16 protein-coding genes are annotated in these 24,604 nt (G+C 70.0%); 11 read left to right on the top strand and 5 right to left on the bottom strand.

Going from position 1 to position 24,604, the window contains the following annotated elements; genetic code table 11:
* The first annotated feature begins 428 nt into the window (after positions 1-428).
* Entirely contained in the window at positions 429-3,194 is a 2,766-nt protein-coding gene (locus GFH48_RS15355; RefSeq protein ID WP_153288816.1) for a SpoIIE family protein phosphatase, read from the top strand.
* On the opposite strand, the gene GFH48_RS15350 is transcribed toward GFH48_RS15355, so the two are convergent.
* Complete coding sequence (locus tag GFH48_RS15350; RefSeq protein ID WP_194280594.1) at positions 3,157-5,025, bottom strand: hypothetical protein; 1,869 nt, start codon at positions 5,023-5,025, stop codon at positions 3,157-3,159. The two genes, GFH48_RS15355 and GFH48_RS15350, sit on opposite strands and share 38 nt — an antisense overlap.
* Positions 5,026-5,130: 105 nt before the next feature.
* Here GFH48_RS15350 and GFH48_RS15345 point away from each other — a divergent pair, with 105 nt between their 5' ends.
* Complete coding sequence (locus GFH48_RS15345; protein WP_153288815.1) at positions 5,131-6,381, top strand: glycoside hydrolase family 18 protein; 1,251 nt, start codon at positions 5,131-5,133, stop codon at positions 6,379-6,381.
* Between the two features lie 192 nt (positions 6,382-6,573).
* Positions 6,574-6,885, top strand: coding sequence for a hypothetical protein (locus GFH48_RS15340; protein ID WP_153288814.1), 312 nt, complete (start codon positions 6,574-6,576; stop codon positions 6,883-6,885).
* Here GFH48_RS15340 and GFH48_RS15335 read toward each other — a convergent pair.
* From GFH48_RS15335 to GFH48_RS15320, 4 genes are read right to left on the bottom strand one after another with little or no spacing between them, the layout of a single operon-like run.
* Positions 6,866-7,636, bottom strand: coding sequence for a succinate dehydrogenase/fumarate reductase iron-sulfur subunit (locus GFH48_RS15335; protein WP_153288813.1), 771 nt, complete (start codon positions 7,634-7,636; stop codon positions 6,866-6,868). The genes GFH48_RS15340 and GFH48_RS15335 overlap by 20 nt on opposite strands.
* Entirely contained in the window at positions 7,633-9,576 is a 1,944-nt protein-coding gene (locus tag GFH48_RS15330) for a fumarate reductase/succinate dehydrogenase flavoprotein subunit (RefSeq protein ID WP_153288812.1), read from the bottom strand. Before GFH48_RS15330 ends, GFH48_RS15335 begins: the two co-directional genes overlap by 4 nt.
* On the bottom strand, positions 9,576-10,397 hold the full coding sequence (locus GFH48_RS15325; protein ID WP_153288811.1) for a hypothetical protein: 822 nt from the start codon (positions 10,395-10,397) through the stop codon (positions 9,576-9,578). Before GFH48_RS15325 ends, GFH48_RS15330 begins: the two co-directional genes overlap by 1 nt.
* Positions 10,398-10,416: 19 nt before the next feature.
* Positions 10,417-10,704 (bottom strand): hypothetical protein, encoded by a 288-nt coding sequence (locus GFH48_RS15320; protein WP_153288810.1) that lies wholly within the window; start codon positions 10,702-10,704, stop codon positions 10,417-10,419.
* Between the two features lie 600 nt (positions 10,705-11,304).
* On the opposite strand from GFH48_RS15320, the gene GFH48_RS15315 reads away from it, so the two are divergent.
* From GFH48_RS15315 to GFH48_RS15280, 8 genes are all read left to right on the top strand, one after another.
* Positions 11,305-13,560 carry an ABC transporter family substrate-binding protein gene (locus GFH48_RS15315; protein ID WP_153288809.1) on the top strand — a complete coding sequence of 752 codons (2,256 nt, stop codon included), beginning with the start codon at positions 11,305-11,307 and terminating at the stop codon, positions 13,558-13,560.
* A 227-nt stretch (positions 13,561-13,787) separates the two neighbouring features.
* Positions 13,788-15,695 (top strand): translational GTPase TypA, encoded by a 1,908-nt coding sequence (typA, locus tag GFH48_RS15310; protein ID WP_153288808.1) that lies wholly within the window; start codon positions 13,788-13,790, stop codon positions 15,693-15,695.
* 792 nt (positions 15,696-16,487) lie between these two features.
* A complete protein-coding gene (locus GFH48_RS15305; protein ID WP_153288807.1) occupies positions 16,488-18,110 on the top strand; it encodes a peptide ABC transporter substrate-binding protein in 1,623 nt (540 codons plus the stop codon).
* 150 nt (positions 18,111-18,260) lie between these two features.
* The gene (locus GFH48_RS15300; protein WP_153288806.1) at positions 18,261-19,187 is read left to right on the top strand and encodes an ABC transporter permease; all 927 of its coding nucleotides are present in this window, start codon (positions 18,261-18,263) and stop codon (positions 19,185-19,187) included.
* Positions 19,180-20,118 carry an ABC transporter permease gene (locus GFH48_RS15295; RefSeq protein WP_153288805.1) on the top strand — a complete coding sequence of 313 codons (939 nt, stop codon included), beginning with the start codon at positions 19,180-19,182 and terminating at the stop codon, positions 20,116-20,118. Before GFH48_RS15300 ends, GFH48_RS15295 begins: the two co-directional genes overlap by 8 nt.
* A 20-nt stretch (positions 20,119-20,138) precedes the next feature.
* On the top strand, positions 20,139-21,191 hold the full coding sequence (locus GFH48_RS15290) for an ABC transporter ATP-binding protein (protein WP_228121334.1): 1,053 nt from the start codon (positions 20,139-20,141) through the stop codon (positions 21,189-21,191).
* Positions 21,184-22,332 carry an ABC transporter ATP-binding protein gene (locus tag GFH48_RS15285; RefSeq protein WP_153288803.1) on the top strand — a complete coding sequence of 383 codons (1,149 nt, stop codon included), beginning with the start codon at positions 21,184-21,186 and terminating at the stop codon, positions 22,330-22,332. The genes GFH48_RS15290 and GFH48_RS15285 overlap by 8 nt, the downstream gene beginning before the upstream one ends.
* 588 nt (positions 22,333-22,920) lie before the next feature.
* Positions 22,921-24,558 carry a peptide ABC transporter substrate-binding protein gene (locus tag GFH48_RS15280; RefSeq protein WP_153288802.1) on the top strand — a complete coding sequence of 546 codons (1,638 nt, stop codon included), beginning with the start codon at positions 22,921-22,923 and terminating at the stop codon, positions 24,556-24,558.
* Positions 24,559-24,604: the final 46 nt, after the last annotated feature.

Below are 24,604 nucleotides of genomic sequence, written 5' to 3'. Positions count from 1 at the left end.
CTGTTCAACGCCCTTCGTTGAACGTCCTCCGTTGAACGTGCGAGTCGTGCGAGTCGTGCGAGTGAACGTGCGAACCGGCGGTGCCCGGCTGAGGGGCCGTCGGAAGCCCCGGCGCGTGCTGGTCGGCCGTCCGTCCGAGAGGGTGTGCGCCGTCCGTCCGATGGCCTGTCGGTCGTCCGTCCGAGGGTCCGTCGTACGGGGGACGGGGTGGTCGATCGATTCGGGCCACGAGTGTTGTCCGGAGTCTTTGATTCGATGGGGCGCCACCTGGTTAGAAGACTGGGAGTATGTCGCGGCCGGTCCAAAAACCATCGGGACCGTGCTGTGATCGTGAACACCGTGTTGTGCGGCGCCGTAGTGCTGGATACTGCGGGCAGCCGCCCCCGGTGACCGGTGCCGGGCGCGGTGAGCTGGAGGGGACGGTTCGCGTGAGCGAGATACCAGCGAAGGCCACGGAGTCCGAGGACCCGTCGGACGGCGCGAGGGAGGCCGCGGGCGATTCCGCCATGGCCGCGGCGCCCGGCGACGCGGGTGACGGCGGCCCGAGCGACGGCGTGGCGGACGACGCGACGAACGGTGCCGCGGGCGGCACCGCCGGCGGCGCCACAGGCGACGCCCCGGCCGGGACACCGGTCCGGGCGACGTCCGGGAGGTCCGTCGAGGCACCCGTCGAACCCCCGGCCGAGGCGGTCGGCGACGTGGTGTGGCAGAGCAGTCCACCCGGCTCCATGTACGACTACATCAAGGTCGCCTCGTTCTCCATCGGCGCCGACGGACTCGTCGACCAGTGGAGTCTGCGCGCCGAACAGCTCTTCGGGATATCCGCGGAGCGCGCCGTGGGCATGGACCCCATCGAGGCGTTCGTCGCCGCCGACCGGCGCGAGTTCGGGCAGCGCAAGATGGCGGAGATCCTGGACGGCCGCGAGTGGACCGGCGTGGTCCCCTTCCGGATGCCACCCTCCGACAGCGGTGAGGAGGGCGCGGAGGGCCTCGCCGAGGTCTATGTGATGCCCACCACGACGGAGGACGGCGAGCGGGCCGCCGTGTGCATCGTCGTGGACGTCCGGACCCTGCGTCGGATCGAGACGGACCTCGCCGCCTCGCAGGCGATTTTCGGTCAATCTCCGTTCGGCTTCCTCCTGATCGACACGGATCTCCGGGTCCGTCGCGCCAACGAGCGTTTCGCCTCGGTGTTCGGCGGCGACGTCGACGTCCACCGGGGCCGCACGGTCCACGACTACCTGCCGCGGACCGAGGCCGAGCGCGTCGCCGCGACCCTGCGGCGGGTCCTGGAGACCGGCGACTCCATCACGGACATGCACGTCGCCGGTTTCGTGCCAGGCTCCGAGGAACGCCGGCACTGGTCGGTCAACCTCTACCGCGTCCACAGCGGCAGCGGCCGCCCCATCGGCATCGCCTGGCTCGGAACCGACATCACCAGCCGTCGCGCCGCGGCGCGTGAAGCGGCCGCCGCGCGCCGCAACCTCGCCCTTCTGAACGAGGCGGGAGCCCGTATCGGCAACTCCCTGGACCTGGAGACCACCGCCCGCGAGCTGCTGGACGTCGTGGTGCCGGGATTCTGCGACCTCGCGACCGTGGACCTCTACCAGGGCCTGCTGGCCGGCGACGAGACCCCGCCCGGGTTCGCCGACGGCAGCGCGCAACTGCGCCGGGTCGCCTTCGCCAGCGCCGTCTCCGACGCGCCGTTCGTCGGCGGGCCCGCCCCGGTCGCCGTCGGCGCCGTCCACCACTTCCCGTTCAACTCGACCTGCGCGGACGCCCTGCGTACCGCCCGCCCGCAGCACGTCCCCGCCGAGGAGGGCGGGCTCATCCAGTCCACGCTCGCCGTGCCGATGGTCGCGCACGACACCGTCGTGGGCCTCGCGCAGTTCTCCCGGACGAAGGGCAGCGAGCCGTTCGGCGACCGCGACCGCTCCCTCGCGGTGGAGCTCGCGGCGCGCGCGGCGGTCTGCATCGACAACGCCCGCCTGTACCGGCGCGAGCACGAACGTGCCCTGATCCTGCAGCGTTCCCTGCTGCCGCCGGGCGACCCGGAGGCCTCCGGCCTCGACATCGCCTGCCGTTACCTGCCGGGCAACGCGGCCACCGAGGTCGGAGGCGACTGGTTCGACGTCATCGAACTCCCCGGCCACCGCACGGCGCTGGTGGTCGGCGACGTCATGGGCCGCGGGTTGCGCGCCGCCGTCGCGATGGGTGAACTGCGCACGGCCGTACGGACCTTGGCGCTCCTCGACCTCGAACCCGCCGAGGTGCTGTCGGCGTTGGACGAGATCGCCCGCGGTCTGGGGACCCCCGGAGGTGTCCAGCAGGCGACCCGCGCGGCCCGCCAGCCCCGCGACGCGGACCTCTCCGAGGTGTATCTCGCGACCTGTGTGTACGCGGTCTACGACTCCGTGACCCGGCGGATCACCTTCGCCAACGCGGGCCATCTGCCGCCCGTCCTGGTGGAGCCCGGGGAGAGCGCGCTGATGCTCGACGTGCCGCCGGGCATGCCGCTGGGGGTGGGTGGCGAGCCCTTCGAGGAGGTCGAGGTCGAACTGCCCGAAGGCGCCCTTCTCGCGCTCTACACGGATGGACTGGTCGAATCGCGCGACCATCCCCTGGACGAGGGTCTGCAGGCCTTCGTCGGGGCGCTGACGGACCCCTCCCGTCCCCTGGAGGACGTCTGCGACCACGTCCTCAACACCCTGGACACCCACCACGGTGAGGACGACATCGCGCTGCTGATGGCGCGCGTGCAGGGGCTGCCCGCCGATTCCGTCGGCGACTGGACCCTGCCGCGTGAGCCGCGCAGCGTGGGCCGGGCCCGCGAGTACGCCCGTACCCAGCTCACCGGTTGGGACCTGGAACCGCTCGTCGACACCACCGAGTTGCTCGTCAGTGAACTGGTGACGAACGCCCTGCGGTACGGCGAGGGCGAGATCCGGCTGCGGCTGCTGCTCGACCGGACACTCGTGTGCGAGGTCTGGGACGCGGGCCTCGTGCAGCCGCGACGCCGCCGCGCCCGGGACACGGACGAGGGCGGCCGGGGGCTGCAACTCGTCGGCCTGCTCTCCGCCGCGTGGGGCTCACGGCGTACGCCACGGGGCAAGACGGTCTGGTTCGAACTGCCCCTCCCGGACGGCGGGACGACACTCACGGACCCGGCGGAGGCGTTGCTGAGCCTGTTCTGACCGGCGCGGGGGCGGACACCGCCCGGCGGTAGCGGGTACGCGGACCACCGAAGCTCGCGACACCGAACGACGCGGTGCCCCCGGTGGCGACGCCGCGTGTATCGACGCCGCGTGTATCGACGCCACCAGGGGTGGCGCCGCCCGGGTCCGAATCCCCGCCTTGGTCCGAATCCCCGCCCGGGACCGGCGTCCCGCCCGACACCGAACCCCGGCCCGGGACTGGACTCCCGCCCGGGTGTGGGCTCCCGCCCCGGTCCGAGTTCCCGCCCGGGACCGGGATTCCGCCCGGGTCCGGGGTTCCGCCCGGGTCCGGGGTTCCGTGCAGGATGCCGCCGAGCACCGCGCCGCGGATTCCGTCGTCGCCTGGTCCGGCGTACGGGTTGCCGTAGGTCCGTACGTCCCGTTCCGCGAGCCGTCGGGCCTCCCGGGCGAGCGCGTCGGCCCGCTGGACGTCGGCGAAGGTGAGGGACGAGCGCGTGAGAAGGCGTTCCGCCTCCGCCAGCCGGGTCCGGGCCGCGGGGCCCACCACCGCCCGGTGCGTCGTGACGAAGTCGTCCGCCGCCGCGACGCTGCCGCGGGCCGGCGGACACGCCTCGTCGAGCAGGGCCCGGTCGCGTTCCTCGTCCCGGCCGAGCGCCGGGGTGTCGGCCAGGGCCGCGGCGGCCCGGACCAGCCTGCGCAGGGCGTCGAGGGGGTCGTACGGGCCGCTCGCCACCTCCCGGCGCACCTCCGCGACCACCGCGCCGGTGTGCGCGACGCGACCGGACAGCGCACCGCCGACCGCGCCCGCCGGCACCGACCGGGCCCGTTCGAGGTCGGTGTCGACGCCGGCCAGCGCGGCGGGCAACCGGTCTTCCGCGGCGGAGAGTTCGGCGGCCAGCCGGTCCACGCCGGTCAGCAGGACGTCCGCCTGGGCGATGGCGCCCTCGGCGGCACGCAGATACGCAGTGGCCCGCGCGCCCTCGCTCCGGTCGAGCGCCTGCCGGGCCCGGTTGAGGTGGGTGGTGGCGAACACGAGCCTGTCCTTGGCCTGTTCGACGTGGCCGGCCACGTCGAGGGACGCGGACGGCGCGTACAGCTCGCGGAGCCCCGAGAGCGTCGCCTGCACGGCGGACACCCGGCCGGCGAGTTCCCGGAAGCGGGCCTCCGCCGACTCCAGCGCGGCGGGCGTGGACCGTTCCAGGGCGCGCAGCAGGTCGAACCCGGCCGCCTCCGAGTCCAGCCGTCGCCCCGCCTCCGCGCAGCGGGCGCGGATCTCCTCCAGTGTCCGCCGCCGGGCTTCGTCGTCCGGCGCGGTGTCGTCCAGCCGCTGCCACAGCCGGAAGGCCACCATCAGCTCGGAGCGAGCGAACGCCACCGCCTCCGCGTGGGCTCCGACCGCCTCCCGGCCGAACAGGGCTGCCACGGAGTCGAGTTCCTCGGCACTGGTGCGTACGCAGTCGTCGGTCCCGACGAGCGACTCCCGGGCGAGCCGGTCGAGTTCGGCGAGCGGCACGGTTCCCGGGACGGCCCTGCCGGGGGTCGTACGGGTCCGCGCGCGCCGTATTCGACGGGCGGAGGCGTACGCGGCCAGCGAGCCCGCGACGATCACCGCGGCGACGGGCAGCACCAGATCGGCGGCGGACGTACCGCCCTGTCCGGGCGCCGCCGACACCTTTTCGACGACCCGCCCCTTCCCCGGCCACTCCGCGGTGTCCCCGGCGTCCTGCCGGACCACGGGCAGCAGCAGCCACCCCAGCGCCATCAGCCCCCCGAGCACGGCGTGCGTCACCCGCACGGCTATGGAGGACGTGGCTCGGCGCGACCGGGTCCGGCTCAGGGGCGACGTCACATTTGGGAGCGTATGGCCGCTCGCCCGAGGGCGCGACCGGGGTGCGCCGAGCCGGACGCGCCTAAGGTACGGGGGATGCGGGGGTATACGGAGGGGGCACGGGGGATGGGTGACGAACGGACGGAACCGGGGACGGGGCGGGGCGCGGAACCGGGCCCGGAGAGCGGGCCGGCACCGGCACCGCCCGAGCCGGACATACGGACAGGAGCGCCGGACGTACGAACGGGCGCGCCGGACGCGTCGGCCGGAGGACCGGAACCACGAACGGCCCCCACCCCGACGGCCCCGGCCACCCCGACGGCCCCGACGACTCCCACCCGGCTCCAGCGACTGGCCGGTGTCTGGCGGCGGCCCGCTCTGCGATGGCCCAAGCGCATCGCCTCGGCGCTCGTCCTCGTCCTGCTGCTGCCGCCCCTCGCCGCGGGCATCGCCCTGCGCGTGAACTACGCCGGAGATCCGGGCGACGGCACGTACACGAGGAACCGTGACGCCCTGTGGATGGGCCACGCCTGGGTGGACGGCCGCAAGAAGGACGCGGACGTCAGGGCGCTGGCGGCGCGGCTGCGCACGACCGGCGTCCGGGACCTGTACGTGCACGCGGGCCCCCTGGAGCACGACGGGACGCTGCCCGCGTCCGCGTACCCGAAAGCGCGCCTGCTCGTCGGGGCGATCCACCGGGAACTGCCCGGCGTCCGGGTGCAGGCCTGGCTGGGCGACGAACTCGCGACCGAGGGACCGGTCGGACTGCACCTGGAACGCGCCGCGACCCGGGCCGCCGTGGTCCGCTCCGCGGGGCAGGTCCTCGACGCCGGGTTCGACGGCGCCCACTTCGACCTGGAACCGCTGCACTCCGGCGACGCGGACTATCTCTCCCTCCTCGATGACCTGCGCCGCGTCACCCGGGCCCACGGTGCCCTGCTCTCCGTGGCCGCCCACCAGATCGACCCGCTGCCGTCGCTGCACTCCGTCGGGGCCGCCGTCACGGGACACCCCAAGTGGTGGTCCCAGGCGTTCTTCGGCCAGGTCGCCCGACGGGTCGACCAGATCGCCGTGATGTCGTACGACACGGCGCTGCCGTTGCAGAGCCTCTACGGCGGCTACGTCGCCGAGCAGACGTCGCTCGCCCTGGAGGTCACCCCGGAGACGACCGACCTGCTGATGGGGATGCCCTTCTACTACGAGGACAACATGGACCACCACGGGTCCGCGGAGACCGTCGCGGCGGCGGTCCGGGGCGTCCGCCTCGGTCTCTCCCGCACCGACCGCACCCGCGAGAACTTCGGGGTCGCCGCGTACGTGGACTTCGCCGCCCGGGAGAAGGACTGGACCGCGTACGAGCGGGGATGGGTCCGCTGACCGGACGACGGCTCGGCGCGGGGTGTCCGCCGTCCCTGCCCCGGTGACGAGGTGCGCGGACCGCGTCGTACGGCGTTCGGCGGACGACCGGTCGTCGTGACGACGCGGACGCCCGGTCGTCGTGACGACCGGGATCCGCGGATGCCATGATCCGGGGGCGTGCCGTGCGCGCACGCCGGGGAGACGGGACCGATGAACATGATGTGGGTGACGGTGACCGTGCTCGCCCTGGGCGGTGCGGCGGCGGTCGGAATCGTGGCGATCACGACGGGCTGGTTGCCACCGCTCGGCCGTGACCGCGTCCTGAGGCCGAAGTTGTGGGGGTACGGAGAACTGGTGAGCGCCGCCGGCCTCGGCGTGTTCATGTTCCTCGGTCCGCTCCGCGGGCCCGACATCCGCATGCTGCCGTACGCGCTGTCCGGCACGGCCGTGTTCCTGGTGGGCTCGGCGCTCCAGATGGCGGCCCGCCGTCCGGGCCGCCCCGCTACGCCTCCCGTCTCCTGATCTTCGAGCCCAGCCACACCAGCGGGTCGTACTTGCGGTCGACGGCCCGTTCCTTGAGGGGGATCAGGGCGTTGTCCGTGATCTTGATGCCCTCGGGGCAGACCTCCGTGCAGCACTTGGTGATGTTGCAGTAGCCGAGCCCGTGTTCGTCCTGAGCGGTGCGTCTGCGGTCCAGGCCGGTGTCGGCCGCGGCGTCCAGCGGGTGCATGTCGAGCTCCGCCACCCGCATCAGGAAGCGCGGCCCCGCGAACGCCGGTTTGTTCTCCTCGTGGTCCCGCACGACATGGCAGGTGTCCTGGCACAGGAAGCACTCGATGCACTTGCGGAACTCCTGCGAACGGTCCACGTCCTCCTGCTGCATCCGGTACTCACCGGGTCCCACCCCGGCGGGTGGCACGAAGGCGGGCACCTCCCGTGCCTTCGCGTAGTTGAAGCCGACATCCGTGACGAGATCCCGGACGACGGGGAAGGCGCGCAGTGGCGTGACGGTGATGGTCTCCTCCCGGGTGAACACCGACATCCGCGTCATGCACATCAGCCGGGGGCGCCCGTTGATCTCCGCGGAGCACGAACCGCACTTGCCCGCCTTGCAGTTCCAGCGGACGGCCAGATCGGGGACCTGGGTCGCCTGGAGGCGGTGGATGATGTCGAGCACCACCTCGCCGTCGTTGACGTCGACCGCGAAGTCCTCCAGGCCGCCGCCCTTCACGTCCCCGCGCCACACCTTGAAGCGGGCCTCGTAGCTGCTCACTCGTAGAGCTCCTCTTCGGCGAGGTACTTGACCAGCTCCTCCTTCTCGAAGAGGGCGAGCAGGTCGGGGCGGATGGGCTCGGTGTTCTCGCGGGTGAGGTCGATCTGGCCGCGCACCGGGTCGGTCGCCGCCAGTCCGCCGGTGGGATCCGTCAGCCGGCACAGCAGGTTGACCCGGCGCCAGGCCCGCTCCATCGCCGGATGGTCCTCGCGGGTGTGGCCGCCGCGGGACTCCGTGCGCTCCAGGGCGGCGCGGGCCACGCATTCGCTGACCAGCAGCATGTTGCGCAGGTCGAGGGCGAGGTGCCAGCCGGGGTTGAACTGCCGGTGCCCCTCGACACCCGCCCGCCGGGCCCGTACCCGCAGGTCCGCGAGCTTCTCCAGGGCCTGTTCCATCTCGGCCTCGCGACGGATGATGCCCACCAGGTCGTTCATGGCCTGCTGGAGCTCCTGGTGCAGGGTGTACGGGTTCTCCGGTGGCCGGCCGTTGTCCTCGCCGGGTACCGGGCCCTCGGCCGAGAAGGGCCGCAGAGCCTCCGCGGCGGCCGTGTCGACCTGGACGTCGTCGACGGCCGGGCGGTCCCCGGCCCGGCCGGCGGCGTACTCGGCGGCGTGCAGTCCCGCCCGCCGTCCGAACACCAGGAGGTCGGAGAGGGAGTTGCCGCCCAGCCGGTTGGAGCCGTGCATACCGCCCGCGACCTCACCGGCCGCGAACAGGCCGGGGACGCCACGGGCCGCCGCCGACTCCGAGTCGACCGCGATACCGCCCATGACGTAGTGGCAGGTGGGTCCGACCTCCATCGCCTCGGCCGTGATGTCGACGTCCGCCAGTTCCTTGAACTGGTGGTACATGGACGGCAGTCGGCGCCGGATGACGTCGGCGGGCATACGGGTCGACACGTCGAGGAAGACTCCGCCGTGCGGCGATCCGCGGCCGGCCTTCACCTCGGAGTTGATGGCGCGCGCGACCTCGTCGCGGGGCAGCAGCTCGGGGGGACGCCGGTTGTGGTCCGGGTCCTCGTACCAGCGGTCGCCCTCCTCCTCGGACTGCGCGTACTTCTCCTTGAAGACGTCCGGGATGTAGTCGAACATGAACCGCTTGCCGTCGGAGTTGCGCAGCACGCCACCGTCGCCGCGGACGGACTCGGTGACCAGGATGCCCTTCACCGACGGGGGCCAGACCATGCCGGTCGGATGGAACTGCACGAACTCCATGTTGAGCAGCGGGGCGCCCGCCAGCAGCGCGAGCGCGTGGCCGTCGCCGGTGTACTCCCAGGAGTTGGACGTCACCTTGAAGGACTTGCCGATGCCACCGGTGGCGATGACGACGGAGGGCGCGTCCAGGACGAAGAAGCGCCCGGACTCGCGCTCGTAGCAGAAGACCCCGGAGACGTCGTTGCCGTCCTTCATGACCCGGGTGACGGTGCACTCCTGATAGACCTTCAGACGGCTCTCGTAGTCGCCCGTCTCCTTCTTGTCCTCCTGCTGGAGGGAGACGATCTTCTGCTGGAGGGTGCGGATGAGTTCGAGTCCGGTCCGGTCGCCGACGTGGGCGAGCCGCGGGTACTCGTGTCCGCCGAAGTTGCGCTGGGATATCCGCCCGTCCGCCGTGCGGTCGAAGAGGGCGCCCCAGGTCTCCAGCTCCCAGACCCGGTCGGGGGCCTCTGTCGCGTGCAGCTCGGCCATCCGCCACTGGTTGAGGAACTTCCCGCCCCGCATGGTGTCGCGGAAGTGGACCTGCCAGTTGTCACCGGAGTTGACGTTGCCCATCGCGGCCGCGATGCCGCCCTCGGCCATCACGGTGTGCGCCTTGCCGAACAGCGACTTGCAGATCACGGCCGTACGGGCACCGCGCTCGCGCGCCTCGATGGCGGCGCGCAGGCCCGCGCCGCCGGCGCCGACCACGACGACGTCCCATTCCTGCCGGTCGACCACGGACATCAGAAGAACCTCGGATCGTCGAAGGCGCCGGACGCGACCAGGAACACGTAGAAGTCGGCGAGCGCCACACTCACCAACGACGCCCAGGCGAGCAGCATGTGACGGGCGTTCAGTTTTCCGACCCACTGCCACATGCGGTAGCGCACGGGATGCTTGGAGAAGTGCTTGAGCTTGCCGCCGACGATGTGCCGGCAGGAGTGGCAGGAGAGGGTGTACGCCCAGATCAGCGTGATGTTGAGCAGGAAGACCAGGGTGCCCAGACCCATGTGCCCCCAGTGGTGATGCTCGTCGCGGAAGGAGAGCACGGTGTCGTACGTGAGGGTTCCGGCGACGAGGATCGCGGCGTAGAAGAAGTACCGGTGGATGTTCTGGAGGATCAGCGGGAAGCGGGTCTCGCCGGTGTACTTCTTGTGCGGCTCCGCCACCGCGCAGGCCGGGGGAGACGCCCAGAAGCCCCGGTAGTAGGCCTTGCGGTAGTAGTAGCAGGTCAGCCGGAAGCCCAGCGGGAAGACCAGGATGATGATCGCGGGGGAGATGCCCCACCAACTGCCGAACAGGTCGGCGTTCGGCCCCCCGTCCATGGACCGGCAGCGCTCCGCCAGGCACGGCGAGTAGAACGGCGAGACGTACGGCGCCGCGTAGTAGTCCGTGTCCGCGAAGGCCCGCCAGGTCGAGTACACGATGAAGGCCAGCAGCCCGGCCGCGGTCGCGGCGGGCGCCAGCCACCAGCGGTCGGTGCGCAGATGCGGGGCGGCGATCGCGGCGCGCGTACCGGTCCGTACGCCGCCGCTGTTCGGATGGGGTTCCGTACCAGTGGCCAACTTATGACTCTCCGGTCGGTCAGGGGGCGTGCCGGTCCCGGGCGCCGAGACCTTCGTCGTCCGAGTCCGTCCACAGGGAGTTGTCGTACGGGGTGTCGGGGATGGAGACGAGGTCGGGGCGCGGGGGTTTCGTGAGCCCGGGTGCGGATTCGCGCAGCAGTGCGACGCTTTCCCGCAGGTGGTCGGCGTCGGCGCGGACGCGGCGCATGTCGAGGCCGCCGCCGATCTGCTGCTCCAGGCGTCCCATCGACCTCAGCAGGTCGTCGAGACAGCGCTGGACCGACGTCAGTTCATCGTGCACGGACATGACTTGCCCTCGCTTCCACGGGCTGTGACCCAAGGCGGCAACGTTCATGCGCCTGCGAGTGTTGCGCGTCACATGAGCCCGTGTGAAGGCGTGTGCACGGATTCCCGGATCGAACCTTCCCGCTCACGCCCCCACACGCGCCGCCCACGCCGCCCCGACCGTGTCGCCCCGCCCCGGACCCGCGGCCCCATGTCGCCCCGTATCTCCGGCCGCGGCCCGGCGAACGGGTGGGGCGAGGTCCGCTACGCAGGGAGGGGCGGGGTTCACGACGCCGGGTAGGGCAGGTCCCTGCCCCGGGGCTCGTCCCGCGACGCCGGGTCCGGCCCGTCGATCCGGCCCGTCCGGCGCTTGAGGACGAGCCCTTGGGCGAGGGGCGGGGGGCCGCGGCCCCGCGAGGAGGGACCCGTACGGGAGGTACGGGGGCCGCGAACCGCCGGACGGCCCCCGTTGCGCCGCACGGGTGGTCTTCCGCGTGTCCCCGCCGTGTCGGCGCCGCCGCACACCCTCTCTCCCGTTCAGTGGGTGCATACATCTGATCAACCGCATATCCCACCAAAAATGATCAGATCCGGCCTGTTCCCCCCACCGGAGGTTGCAGTGATGTCCCACGACGGCGTCGGACTGCGCGCGGTGATGCGCTCGGTCGCGTTCCTGACCGCGGGCGCGCTCGCGGTGCCCGTCCTCACCGCGTGCAGCGCGGACGACGAGGAGAAGGTCAGCCCCGTCGCCGCGCAGGACATCGCGCCCGCGGGCCGCGACCAGGTCACGGACGGCGGCACCCTGCGATGGGCCGTCGACGCCGTCCCGGCGACCCTCAACACCTTCCAGGCCGACGCCGACACCACGACCTCGCGGGTCGCGGGCGCCGTGCTGCCCTCCCTGTACCGGCTCGACCGCAACGGCCGCCCGCAGCTCAACCCCGACTACCTGGAATCGGCCAAGGTCGTCGACGAGGAGCCCAAGCAGGTCGTCCTCTACAAGCTCAACCAGCAGGCGGTCTGGAGCGACGGCCGCGAGATCGGCGCCGACGACTTCGCGGCCCAGTGGCGCGCTCTGTCCGGCAAGGACAGCGCGTACTGGACCGCGCGCAACGCCGGGTACGACCGCATCGAGAAGATCGAGCGCGGCAAGAACAACCTGGAGGTCCGCGTCACCTTCAGCCGCCCGTACGCCGACTGGAAGTCGCTGTTCTCGCCGCTGTACCCGAAGGACGTCATGGGCGCCGCGGCCACCTTCAACGACGGCGCCCGCAGCAAGCTGAACGTGACGGCCGGCCCGTTCGCCCTGCAGAGCGTCGACAGCAAGACCGGCGAGATCCACCTCACCCGCAATCCCCGCTGGTGGGGCCGCCCCGCCAAGCTCGCGGAGATCGCGCTGGTCGCCGTCCCGCGCGATCAGCGCGCCACCGCGCTCGCCGCGAACAGGATCGACATGGCCGACGTCGATCCCGAGCAGGCGAACCGGATCACGCTCGCGGCCGGAGCCAGGGGCAGCGCCCCGCTGGAGGGCCCGAGCACCCCGAGCACCCCGGGCACCACGCTCAGCCCCGCCAAGGCGCTGCGCTCCTGGGCCGTCGCCCACGGCTCGGACGAGGCCGCCGCCCGTGACGAGGCCGGAGTCCGCGAGAAGCTGCGCCAGGCGGCAGCCCAGTACGCCTCCGAGCAGAGCAGCCTGAGCGGCTTCGTCGTCCGCAAGTCCCTCGAACCCGCCTACACCCAACTCGCCCTGAACGGCTCCGAGGGTCCCCTCGCCGACGAACGCGTCCGGCGCGCCGTCGCCCGCGCCCTCGACCGCGACGAACTCGCGCAGGCCGTGCTCAAGCCGCTGGGCCTGCCCGCCGTACCGGTCGGCAGCCACCTCGCGCTCGCCGGCCAGCAGGCGTACGCAGACAACAGCGGCGCGCTCGGCAGCCATGACGCCAAGGAGGCGCAGGCGCTGCTCGTGGACGCCGGCTGGGTGCCCGGGGGGCCGGTGAAGGAGGAGAAGAAGGACAAGGAGAAGGGCAAGGCGGCCGGCTCCGAGGGCAAGAAGGCGGCCCCCGGTTCCGAGCCGGAGTCCGACGACGGGTCGTACATCGGCGACGAGGACAACAAGCCGGCCGGGATCGACCGCGCGAAGGCGGACCCGGCGGGTGAGGCCGAGGAGTACCGGACGACGCACTCGGACGAACAGACGGCCACGCGGTTCGACGGCAAGCGGTACGCGCGTCATGACACGCGTCAGGGCGGGGCCCCCGGCGCCTACGCGCCCAAGGGCACGGCCGCTCCCGCGGGGGCGGCGTCCGGTGTGCTCGCCAAGGACGGCAAGCCGCTGACGCTCCGCTTCGTGCTGCCCTCCGGCCCCGGTTCGGAGTCGCTGAACACCGTCGCCGACCACATCTCGCGGATGCTGGAGCGCATCGGCATCCGTACGGAGACGACGAAGGTCGCGGGCGACAGTTACTTCAAGGACCACATCGCCTCCGGTCAGTACGACCTGGCGCTGTACTCCTGGCCCGCCTCCGCCTTCCCCGCCACCGACGCCCGCCCGATCTTCGCGAAGCCCGTCCCGGCGGCCGACGGCTCCCTCACCGTCGAGCAGAACTACACCCGGGTCGGCACCGACCAGGTCGACCAGTTGTTCGACCAGGCCATCGGCACGCTGGACGAGAGCGAGGAGCGGGCCCTGGTCCGCAAGGCCGACGCCCGTATCTGGGCCGCCGCAGGATCGATTCCCCTGTACCAGCGCCCCCAGCTCACCGCCGTCCGCCCGAACCTGGCCAACGCCGGCTCCTTCGGGTTCCAGACCCCTCTCTACGAGGACATGGGCTTCCTGAAGAAGGGCGCGAAGCCGTCGGCGACCCCCAGCACCCCCTGAGGGTCGCCCGACGCCGGAGTCGAGCGGCTGCCCACGGACCCGCGCTCCCGCGCCTCCGTGCGGGCCCCGCCGACCCGCGCCCCCAGGCCGCCCCCGCCGGGCCCGAACCCCCGGCGGGGGCGGCCTCCGTCAGGGCCACGTAGCATGGGGTAAGGCCGTGGCGTGTTCAGCCCGGCAGGCCCCGCGCTGCGGAGGCCGTCCACTCACTCCGGGAGAAGCGCCTCAATATGGCCACGCGCCACGACATCCGCAACGTCGCCATCGTCGCCCACGTCGACCATGGCAAGACCACTCTGGTCGATGCCATGCTCAAGCAGGCCGGTGCCTTCGCCGCGCACGCCGCCGAGTCGCTTGACGACCGCATGATGGACTCGAACGACCTGGAGCGTGAGAAGGGCATCACGATCCTGGCCAAGAACACGGCCGTGAAGTACCACCCCAAGGACGGGGGCGAGGTCATCACGATCAACATCATCGACACCCCCGGCCACGCCGACTTCGGCGGTGAGGTCGAGCGCGGTCTGTCGATGGTGGACGCGGTCGTCCTCCTCGTCGACGCCTCCGAGGGACCGCTCCCGCAGACCCGCTTCGTGCTGCGCAAGGCGCTGCAGGCCCGCCTGCCCGTCATCCTGTGCATCAACAAGACGGACCGGCCCGACTCGCGCATCGACGAGGTCGTGAACGAGGCGTACGACCTCTTCCTCGACCTCGACGCCGACGAGGACCAGATCGAGTTCCCCATCGTCTACGCGTGCGCGCGCGACGGTGTGGCCTCGCTGACCAAGCCGGCGGACGGCACCGTCCCGGCCGACAGCGACAGCCTGGAGCCGTTCTTCAGCACGATCCTGCAGTCCGTCCCGGCCCCGTCCTACGACGAGGACGCCCCGCTCCAGGCGCACGTCACCAACCTGGACGCCGACAACTTCCTCGGCCGTATCGCGCTCCTGCGCGTCGAGCAGGGCGAGCTGCGCAAGGGCCAGACCGTCACGTGGATCAAGCGCGACGGCACGATGTCCAACGTCCGCATCACCGAGCTGCTGATGACCGAGGCGCTCACCCGCAAGCCCGCCGAGAAGGCGGGCCCCGGTGACATCTGCGCCGTCGCCGGTATCCCGGACATCATGATCGGTGAGACCCTCGCCGACACCGAGAACCCGATCGCGCTGCCGCTCATCACGGTCGACGAGCCGGCGATCTCGATGACCATCGGTACCAACACCTCGCCGCTGGTCGGCCGCGGTGGCACCGGCAAGGGCGCCGAGAACAAGGCCGCGGTCAAGGACCGCAAGGTCACCGCCCGTCAGGTCAAGGACCGCCTCGACCGCGAGCTGGTCGGTAACGTCTCGCTGCGGGTGCTCGACACCGAGCGCCCGGACGCGTGGGAGGTCCAGGGCCGTGGTGAGCTCGCGCTCGCCATCCTGGTCGAGCAGATGCGCCGCGAGGGCTTCGAGCTGACCATCGGCAAGCCGCAGGTGGTCACCCAGGAGATCGACGGCAAGGTCCACGAGCCCGTCGAGCGCATGACGATCGACGTGCCCGAGGAGCACATGGGCGCGGTCACGCAGCTCATGGGCGTCCGCAAGGGCCGGATGGACAACATGTCGAACCACGGTTCCGGCTGGGTCCGCCTGGAGTTCGTCGTCCCCTCCCGCGGCCTCATCGGCTTCCGCACCGAGTTCCTGACCGGTACGCGCGGCACGGGCATCGCCCACTCCATCCACGAGGGCCACGAGCCGTGGTTCGGCCCGCTGTCGACCCGTAACAACGGCTCGCTCGTCGCCGACCGCGCCGGCGCCGTCACCGCGTTCGCGATGACGAACCTCCAGGAGCGCGGTGTGCTGTTCACCGACCCCGGCACCGAGGTGTACGAGGGCATGATCGTCGGCGAGAACTCGCGCTCCGACGACATGGACGTGAACATCACCAAGGAGAAGAAGCTCACGAACATGCGGTCGGCCTCGGCCGACTCGTTCGAGGCGATCGTCCCGCCGCGCAAGCTCTCCCTGGAGCAGTCCCTGGAGTTCTGCCGCGACGACGAGTGCGTCGAGGTGACCCCGGAGTCCGTGCGTATCCGCAAGGTCAACCTGGACGGCCGTGAGCGCGCCCGCGCCGCGAGCCGCGCCAAGAACGGCTGATCCGCCGTACGGCAACGGCCGGCCCACGGTCCACCAGGACCGCGCCGGCCGGCCACTGAGCCAGGGTGTCCCCACCACGGGGCACCCTGGCTTTTTGCGTGGCGGTGGTCCAGAAGGGGGTGAACGGGCGAGGAGGGGACGAACGGGGCGCGACGGAGCCCGAGTACCGCCGGACATCGTGAGGCGCTCGGAAACGGTAGGGAAAACCCTCGAAGCGCGGGGGGAGACCTCATCAGGTGGCCGATTCCCACTATTCTGCTGACCGGGCAGGTCATTGCCTCGGCAGAGAGTGCGGCGTGGTCCGCGCGTCGTGTCGCGTCACGGCGCGCATGCGCGGTTGATCGTCGAACGGCCTTGGCGCGGGCGCTCGTTGGTCGCGCAACGGTCCGCCGCCCCGCAGGTTTCGCGGTGTGCGAGCACGCCGATGGCGCCCCTGCATGGCGACCACGATAGTCGCAACTGGATTTCTTGCCCCTTGCGTCCGGAATACGGACAGCCGAAACCGATAGATGTGTAACAAGTCCGTTTCGCAGGGATCTTTCGTGAAACCCTTTGTCCGGATTTTGGAAGATGTGAGTGCCAGGTGTGATCGAACCGAGACCTTGTGAGTGTGGTCGGGCACTGAGCCATGGCAGATAGTTAGGCGCGTAGAGCTCGGATCAACGGGTCATGCGCTGCTGGCGGCGACGACTCACGAGCGCGGGGGCACTTGACCGTTTCAGGCGCCGGTGACGGTGATGTGTCATGTGCCCCTCCAAGTGGTGAACCAATGGACTCATGAGGAGGAGCCCCATGCGTGGTGCCAAGAGCGCCAAGTGGGTTGCGATAGCCGCGGTTGTGGCGCTGGGTGCGACGGCCTGTGGCGGTGGCGGGGGCGACAGCAGCTCGGGCAGCGGCAAGGGCAACGGCGTCGTGTCGGTGGAGATCGGTGAACCGCAGAACTCGCTGGTTCCCTCCAACACGTACGAGACCGAGGGCGGCCAGGTCATCAACGCCCTCTTCACGGGTCTGACCAAGCTTGACGCCAGCAACAAGGTCGTCAACGCCATGGCTGAGTCGATCGAGACCAAGGACAACAAGGTCTGGACGATCAAGCTGAAGTCGGGCTACACGTTCCACAACGGCGAGAAGGTCACCGCCCAGTCCTTCGTCGACGCGTGGAACTACGGCGCGAACCAGACGAACGCCCAGCAGACCAACCCGCTGTTCAGCCACATCGCGGGTTACAGCGACCTGAACCCGGGCGAGGGCAAGAAGCCGTCGACCGACAAGATGTCCGGTCTGAAGGCCGTCGACGACAGCACCCTGCAGGTCACCCTCAGCGGCGAGTTCTCGGCGTTCCCGTCGCAGCTGTCCTTCACGGCGTTCGTGCCGCTGCCCCAGGCGTTCTTCAAGGACCCGAAGGGCTTCGGCGAGGCGCCGATCGGCAACGGCCCCTTCGAGATGAAGGGCAAGTTCAAGCACAACGAGCTGATCGCCACCACGAAGTACGACAAGTACCCGGACGCCTCGAAGATCGAGGTCAAGGGTGTCAACTTCAAGATCTACTCGAACCAGGACACCGCCTACAAGGACCTGGTCGCCGGCAACCTCGACAGCCTGCTGACGATCCCGACCTCGGGCCTGCCGACGTACAAGAAGGACCTGCCGAACCGCACGATCGACGAGGCCGACTCGGCCGTCGGTTACATCGGCTTCCCGATCAAGTACAACAAGGCGTTCCAGAACGCCGACCTGCGCAAGTCCATCTCCATGGCCATCGACCGGCAGACGATCGCCGACAAGGTCTTCCTCGGCGCCCGTACGCCCGCGGACGACTACATCAGCCCGATCATCGACGGCTACCGCAAGGGCGCCTGCGGTGACGCCTGCACCCTGAACGTCGCCAAGGCCAAGGAGCTCTACAAGAAGAGCGGTGGCCTGCCCGGCAACAAGCTGGAGCTCGGCTACAACGCCGACGGTGGCCACAAGGAGTGGATCGAGGCGGTCGCCAACCAGCTCCAGCAGAACCTGGGCCTGAAGGTGACGGCCAAGCCGTTCGAGCAGTTCCAGACCATCCTCAACGACCTGGACGCCAAGAAGTACCAGGGTGCGTTCCGTATGGCGTGGAGCATGGACTACCCGGACGCCGAGGACTACCTCCGCCCGGTCTTCTCGAAGGACGCCATCGCCAACGGCTCGAACTACTCGGGTTACGTCAACGAGAGCTTCGAGAAGCTCCTCGTCAAGGGCGACCAGGCTCCGACGCACGAGGACGCGGTCAAGTACTACCAGCAGGCCGACGACGTCCTCCTCAAGGACATGCCGTACATCCCGGTCTACTTCTACACCCTGAACGCGGGCTTCAGCGACAAGATCAAGTCGATGAAGGTCGCCGGTCACCAGATCCTGTGGGACACGGTCAAGCTCAGCTGATCCGTATCTGAGCAGGTCCGATACAGCGGACAGGGGGTGAGCAGGGGAGGAGCTCAAAGCCTTCCCCTGCTCACCCTTTCTGCCGTCTTCCGTCCGACAGTGCCGCCGCCCCGGCCACGGGCGGGTTGAGCACCCCCCTCTGGAGTACCCATGGGCCGATACGTCGTGCGCCGTCTTCTGCAGGTGATCCCTGTGTTGATAGGCGTCACGTTCATCATCTTCTGCTTGGTCTTCGCGTTGCCCGGCGACCCGATCCAGGCGCTGGCCGGCGACAAGCGCGCCGACCCCAACATCGCGGCGATCCTCCGCGCGCACTACCACCTGAACGAGCCGCTGTACCAGCAGTACTGGCACTACATCAGCGGCGTCTTCACCGGTGACCTCGGTGAGACGTACAACGGCCGTGCCATCTCCGACATCGTGTCCGAGCGGTTCCCGGTCACCCTCAAGCTGGGCCTGACCTCCTTCGCCATCGAGGCCGTCATCGGCGTCCTCGCGGGAATCCTCTCCGCTCTCAAGCGGGGCAAGTTCCTCGACAACGTGGTGCTGGTCGCGACCCTCGTGCTGATCTCGATCCCGGTCTTCGTGTTCGGTAGCGTGCTCCAGCTCGAGTTCGGCATGAGCCTCAAGCTCACCCCGGTCGCCGGCATCGAGAAGGGCTGGCCGCAGAGCTACATCCTTCCGGCCATCGTCCTCGCGGCGACCTCCATGGCGTACATCGCTCGGCTGGTCCGGTCGAGCATGACGGAGTCGATCCGCGCGGACTACGTCCGCACCGCGATCGCCAAGGGCCTGCCCCGGCGCCGTGTCATCGGTGTGCACGCCCTGCGCAACTCCATGATTCCGGTCGTCACCTTCCTGGGCTTCGACCTCGGCGCCCTCATGGGCGGCGCCATCATCACCGAGCGCGTGTTCAACATGCCCGGTCTCGGTGGCCAGCTGGCGCAGTCCTTGTATCTGCGCGAACGACCCGTCGTGGTCGGTCTGGTGACCTTGCTGGTGCTGATCTACCTGGTCGCCAACCTCGTCGTAGACCTGTTGTACGCCGTGCTCGACCCGAGGATCCGTTATGAGTGAGAAGACGATAGAGAGGCCCACGACCGACGAGGCCGCCCTCGCCAAGGAGATCGAGGCCGAGGAGAAGGTGGCGGCCCGGCAGGCGAGCCTCCTCAAGGACGGCTGGGCGGACCTTCGCAAGCGGCCCATGTTCATCGTGACCGGCCTGGTCATCCTGTGCCTGCTCGCGCTCGCGATCGCGCCCAGCCTGTTCACCTCGCGCTCGCCGTTCTCGGACGGCTTCTGCCAGCTGCAGAACTCCATGAGCGGGCCGACGTCCGGGCACCTGTTCGGCTTCGACGTACAGGGCTGCGACATCTACACGCGGGCCGTGTACGGCACGCGCAACTCGATCGTCGTCGGTGTGGTGACCACCATCGCCACCACTCTGATCGGCGGCCTGGTGGGCATGCTGGCCGGCCTGATCGGCGGCTGGGCGGACGCGCTGCTGTCCCGCATCACCGAGGTCTTCGCGGGCCTGCCGCTGCTCATCGGTGGTCTGCTGATCATGTCCGTCTGGGGCGGCGGTGACGTCTGGTCGGTGTCGTTCATCATGGCGATCCTCGGCTGGCCGCAGGTCTTCCGGATCATGCGCGGCGAGGTCATCGCGAACAAGTACAACGACTACGTGATGGCCGCCCGGGCCCTGGGCGCGAGTTCGTGGCGGATCGCGTTCCGGCACATCCTGCCGAACACGCTCGCTCCGGTCATCGTCATCACCACGATGAACCTCGGCGTCTACATCGGTGCCGAAGCCGCCCTGTCCTACCTGGGCATCGGCATCCAGTACCCGAACATCTCCTGGGGCGTGATGATCAGTGACGCCCAGGACAGGTTCCTGACCTCGCCGCACGCCCTGCTGTTCCCGGCCGGTGCCCTGAGCATTACCGTGCTGGCGTTCATCATGCTCGGCGACGTGGTCCGCGACGCCTTCGATCCCAAGATGCGCTGAGGGAGGCGTACGTGACCGACATCGACTCAAAGGACGCCATCCCGGCTCCGCGATCCGGCGACGGCGGCAAGACCGCCCCGCTGCTCGAAGTGCGTGACCTGCACGTCGAGTTCCAGACCCGTGAGGGTGTGGTCCGGGCCGTCAACGGCGTCAACTACTCGGTGAACTCCGGGGAGACGCTCGCCGTGCTCGGTGAGTCCGGCTCCGGCAAGTCCGTGACCGCGCAGGCGATCATGGGCATCCTCGACATGCCGCCGGCGCGCATCCCCAAGGGGGAGATCCGCTTCTACGGCCAGGACATGCTCACCATGTCCAACGAGGAGCGGCGCAAGCTGCGCGGCGCGCGGATCGCGATGATCTTCCAGGACGCGCTGTCCTCCCTCAACCCGGTGCTCAGCGTGGGCTACCAGCTCGGCGAGATGTTCCGGGTCCACCAGGGGCTGTCGCGCAAGCAGGCCAAGGCCAAGGCCATCGAGCTGATGGACCGGGTGAAGATCCCGGGCGCCGCGGCCCGGGTGAACGACTACCCCCACCAGTTCTCCGGCGGTATGCGCCAGCGCATCATGATCGCCATGGCGCTGGCCCTGGAACCGGACCTGATCATCGCCGACGAGCCGACCACGGCCCTCGACGTGACGGTCCAGGCCCAGGTGATGGACCTGCTCGCGGAGCTCCAGCGCGAGTACCAGATGGGTCTGATCCTCATCACCCACGACCTCGGTGTCGTCGCGGACGTCGCCGACAAGATCGCGGTGATGTACGCGGGCCGGATCGTCGAGACGGCGCCGGTGCACGAGCTGTACAAGCGCCCGGCCCACCCGTACACCAGCGGCCTGCTCGACTCGATCCCGCGCCTGGACCAGAAGGGCCAGGAGCTCTACGCGATCAAGGGTCTGCCGCCCAACCTGCTGAAGGTGCCGAGCGGCTGCGCCTTCAACCCGCGCTGCGAGCACGCCCAGGACATCTGCCGCACCGAACGTCCCGCGCTGGTCCAGGTGACCGAGCGGGACGGGACGGAACTGCCGGGCCGCGCCAGCGCGTGCCACTTCTGGAAGGAGACGATCCATGGCTGACCCGACCAAGTCCGCCGAGCCGACGGACGCGACGCCGAACGTCTCCGAGGTGGAGCTCGCCGACACGCACTCCGTGGAGGAGGAAATCGCCGCCCTGGAGGCGCCGGTCGACCGTGGCGAACCGATCCTGCAGGTGCGCAACCTCGTCAAGCACTTCCCGCTGACGCAGGGCATCGTCATCAAGCGGCAGATCGGCGCCGTGAAGGCCGTCGACGGCGTGTCCTTCGACCTGTACCAGGGCGAGACCCTGGGCATCGTGGGCGAGTCCGGCTGCGGCAAGTCGACGGTGGCCAAGCTCCTGATGAGCCTGGAGCAGGCGACGGCCGGCGAGGTCTTCTACAAGGGCCAGGACATCACGAGGCTGTCCGGGCGCGCCCTGAAGGCGGTCCGCCGGAACATCCAGATGATCTTCCAGGACCCCTACACCTCGCTCAACCCCCGTATGACGGTGGGCGACATCATCGGGGAGCCCTTCGACATCCACCCCGAGGTGGCCCCGAAGGGTGACCGGCGCGGCAAGGTCAAGGAACTGCTGGACGTGGTCGGGCTCAACCCCGAGTACATCAACCGCTACCCGCACCAGTTCTCGGGCGGTCAGCGCCAGCGCATCGGCATCGCCCGTGGTCTCGCGCTCAACCCCGAGATCATCATCTGCGACGAGCCGGTGTCGGCCCTCGACGTGTCGGTGCAGGCACAGGTCATCAACCTGATGGCGCGACTGCAGGACGAGTTCAACCTGTCCTACATCTTCATCGCGCACGACCTGTCGATCGTCCGGCACATCTCCGACCGGGTCGGGGTCATGTACCTCGGCAAGATGGCGGAGATCGGCACCGACGAGCAGATCTACGAGCACCCGACGCACCCCTACACCCAGGCGCTGCTGTCGGCCGTGCCGGTGCCGGACCCGGAGGCCCGTGAGCGCCGCGAGCGGATCATCCTGACCGGCGACGTGCCCTCCCCGGCCAACCCGCCGTCCGGCTGCAGCTTCCGTACCCGCTGCTGGAAGGCGCAGGACAAGTGCGCCGAGCAGGTGCCGCTTCTCGCGGTGCCCGAGGTCTTCAAGGGCCTGGACACCCCGGCGGCCCACGACTCGGCGTGCCACTTCGCCGAGCAGAAGGACGTCGTGCACGCGGCCTGAACCGCGCGTGACCCGATCAGAGCCGGTTCCCGGCACCGTCAGTCCGGTGCCGGGAACCGGCTTTTCCATGCCCTGATAAACCCCGGTGGGACCCTGAGGGGACCCGGATGGCAGGAAGGGGCGCGCCGGCCGCGACCGGGACCGGCGCCCGCGCTGTACGTTCCCCGGCTGCCCGGCTGCCCGGCTGCCCGGCTGCCCGGCCGACCCGCTGCCCGTTGATCGGCTGCCCGTCAGACCCGCCGACCCGCTGCTCGTAGACCGGCTGCCCGGCCGACCCGCTGTCCGTCGGACCGGCGGACGGACCGGCGGACGCAATGGCGGGCGGCGGGCGGCGGGCCGAAGGACGGACGGGTCGACGGGCCGAAGGCCGGCCGGGCCGGTCGCGCGGCCGGAGAGCGGTGATCTCCCCGCGCGGGCCGCGACGCCGCGCCGATTGGGCCGGCCGCAGCACGCGGCACCCTCCTCCGAGTGTGTTGTCCCACGTACGGGTGGGCTGAATGTGCGTGATGTCTGTTACCGGTTGATATTGGCTGGTAATGGAACAGCGCCTCGGCGCTGGCGGCACAGCGCACTTAGAGGAGGCACTCCATGCGTGGAGCCACGCACGCCAAATGGGCCGCTGGCGCGGCGGCGATCGCCCTGGCGGCGACCGGCTGCGGAAGCGGCGGTGGCGGCGGGGGCGGGGGTGGCGGAAGCGGCTCCGGAGTCGTGAGCTCCTCGTGGGGTGACCCGCAGAACCCGCTGGAGCCGGCCAACACCAACGAGGTGCAGGGCGGCAAGGTCCTCGACATGATCTTCCGGGGCCTGAAGCGGTACGACGCCAAGACCGGCGCGGCCCAGGACATGCTGGCGCAGAAGATCGACACGTCGGACTCGCAGAACTTCACGATCACGGTCAAGAGCGGCTGGAAGTTCAGCAACGGAGAGGCCGTCACCGCCCGGTCCTTCGTGGACGCCTGGAACTACGGCGCGAGTCTGAAGAACAACCAGAAGAACGCGTACTTCTTCGGGTACATCGACGGGTACGACAAGGTCCACCCCGACACCGGCTCGCAGAGCGCGGACAAGCTGTCCGGGCTCAAGGTCACCGGAACCGACACCTTCACGGTGAAGCTCAACCAGAAGTTCTCGACGTTCCCCGACACCCTCGGATACGTGGCCTACGCCCCGCTGCCCAAGGCGTTCTTCGACGACCACGCGGCCTGGCTGAAGAAGCCGGTCGGCAACGGACCGTACTCCGTCTCCTCGTACTCCAAGGGCTCCCTGATGTCCCTGCGGAAGTGGGACGGCTACTCCGGCACGGACAAGGCGCAGAACGACGGGGTGGACCTGAAGGTCTACACCGACAACAACACCGCCTACACCGACCTGCTCGCCGGCAACCTCGACCTCGTCGACGACGTGCCCGCCTCCCAGCTCAAGAACGTGAAGACCGACCTCGGGGGCCGCTACATCAACACGCCGGCCGGCATCATCCAGACGCTCGCCTTCCCGTTCTACGACAAGAACTGGGACAAGAGCGGGTCGGAGAAGGTCCGCAAGGGCCTGTCCATGGCGATCGACCGCGCCCAGATCACGGACACGATCTTCCAGAAGACCCGTACCCCGGCCAGCGACTGGACCTCACCGGTGCTCGGCAAGGACGGCGGCTTCCAGGACGGGCTGTGCGGCGGTTCCTGCACGTACAACCCGACCGAGGCCAAGAAGCTGATCCAGGAGGGCGGCGGTCTGCCCGGCGGCCAGCTCAAGATCTCCTACAACGCGGACACCGGCTCCCACAAGGAGTGGGTGGACGCCGTCTGCCACTCCGTCAACAACGCCCTGGGCAACGACAAGGCCTGCGTCGGCAACCCGATCGGCACCTTCGCCGACTTCCGCAACCAGATCACCCAGCACAAGATGTCTGGCCCCTTCCGGGCCGGCTGGCAGATGGACTACCCGCTGATCCAGAACTTCCTGCAGCCGCTGTACTACACGAACGCCTCGTCCAACGACGGCAAGTGGTCCAACAAGGACTTCGACAAGCTCGTCGACCGGGCGAACGCCGAGACCGACCGGGCCAAGGCCGTCTCGCTCTTCCAGCAGGCCGAGGGCGTCGTGCGGGACAACATGGCCGCCATCCCGCTCTGGTACCAGAACGGCAGCGCCGGCTACTCGGACCGCGTCTCCAACGTGGCGCTCAACCAGTTCAGCGTCCCCGTCTACGACGAGATCAAGGTCAGCTGAGCCGAAGGGCGGGCGCACCGGACAGTCCCGGGCGCCCGCCCGCACC

Origin of the sequence: Streptomyces fagopyri (assembly GCF_009498275.1) — a bacterium.
Classification (GTDB): Bacteria; Actinomycetota; Actinomycetes; order Streptomycetales; family Streptomycetaceae; genus Streptomyces; species Streptomyces fagopyri.
The sequence above is the reverse complement of the archived record's forward strand: the minus strand, read 5'-3'. Positions and strand labels throughout refer to the sequence as shown.

Bases quoted from the DNA above. Each gene is read 5' to 3' on its own strand.
- GFH48_RS15345 (WP_153288815.1), top strand. From the start codon at position 5,131: ATGGGTGACGAACGGACGGAACCGGGGACGGGGCGGGGCGCGGAACCG.
- GFH48_RS15340 (WP_153288814.1), top strand. From the start codon at position 6,574: ATGAACATGATGTGGGTGACGGTGACCGTGCTCGCCCTGGGCGGTGCG.
- GFH48_RS15330 (WP_153288812.1), bottom strand. From the start codon at position 9,576: ATGTCCGTGGTCGACCGGCAGGAATGGGACGTCGTCGTGGTCGGCGCC.
- GFH48_RS15320 (WP_153288810.1), bottom strand. From the start codon at position 10,704: ATGTCCGTGCACGATGAACTGACGTCGGTCCAGCGCTGTCTCGACGAC.
- GFH48_RS15315 (WP_153288809.1), top strand. From the start codon at position 11,305: ATGTCCCACGACGGCGTCGGACTGCGCGCGGTGATGCGCTCGGTCGCG.
- typA (WP_153288808.1), top strand. From the start codon at position 13,788: ATGGCCACGCGCCACGACATCCGCAACGTCGCCATCGTCGCCCACGTC.
- GFH48_RS15305 (WP_153288807.1), top strand. From the start codon at position 16,488: ATGCGTGGTGCCAAGAGCGCCAAGTGGGTTGCGATAGCCGCGGTTGTG.
- GFH48_RS15300 (WP_153288806.1), top strand. From the start codon at position 18,261: ATGGGCCGATACGTCGTGCGCCGTCTTCTGCAGGTGATCCCTGTGTTG.
- GFH48_RS15295 (WP_153288805.1), top strand. From the start codon at position 19,180: ATGAGTGAGAAGACGATAGAGAGGCCCACGACCGACGAGGCCGCCCTC.
- GFH48_RS15285 (WP_153288803.1), top strand. From the start codon at position 21,184: ATGGCTGACCCGACCAAGTCCGCCGAGCCGACGGACGCGACGCCGAAC.
- GFH48_RS15280 (WP_153288802.1), top strand. From the start codon at position 22,921: ATGCGTGGAGCCACGCACGCCAAATGGGCCGCTGGCGCGGCGGCGATC.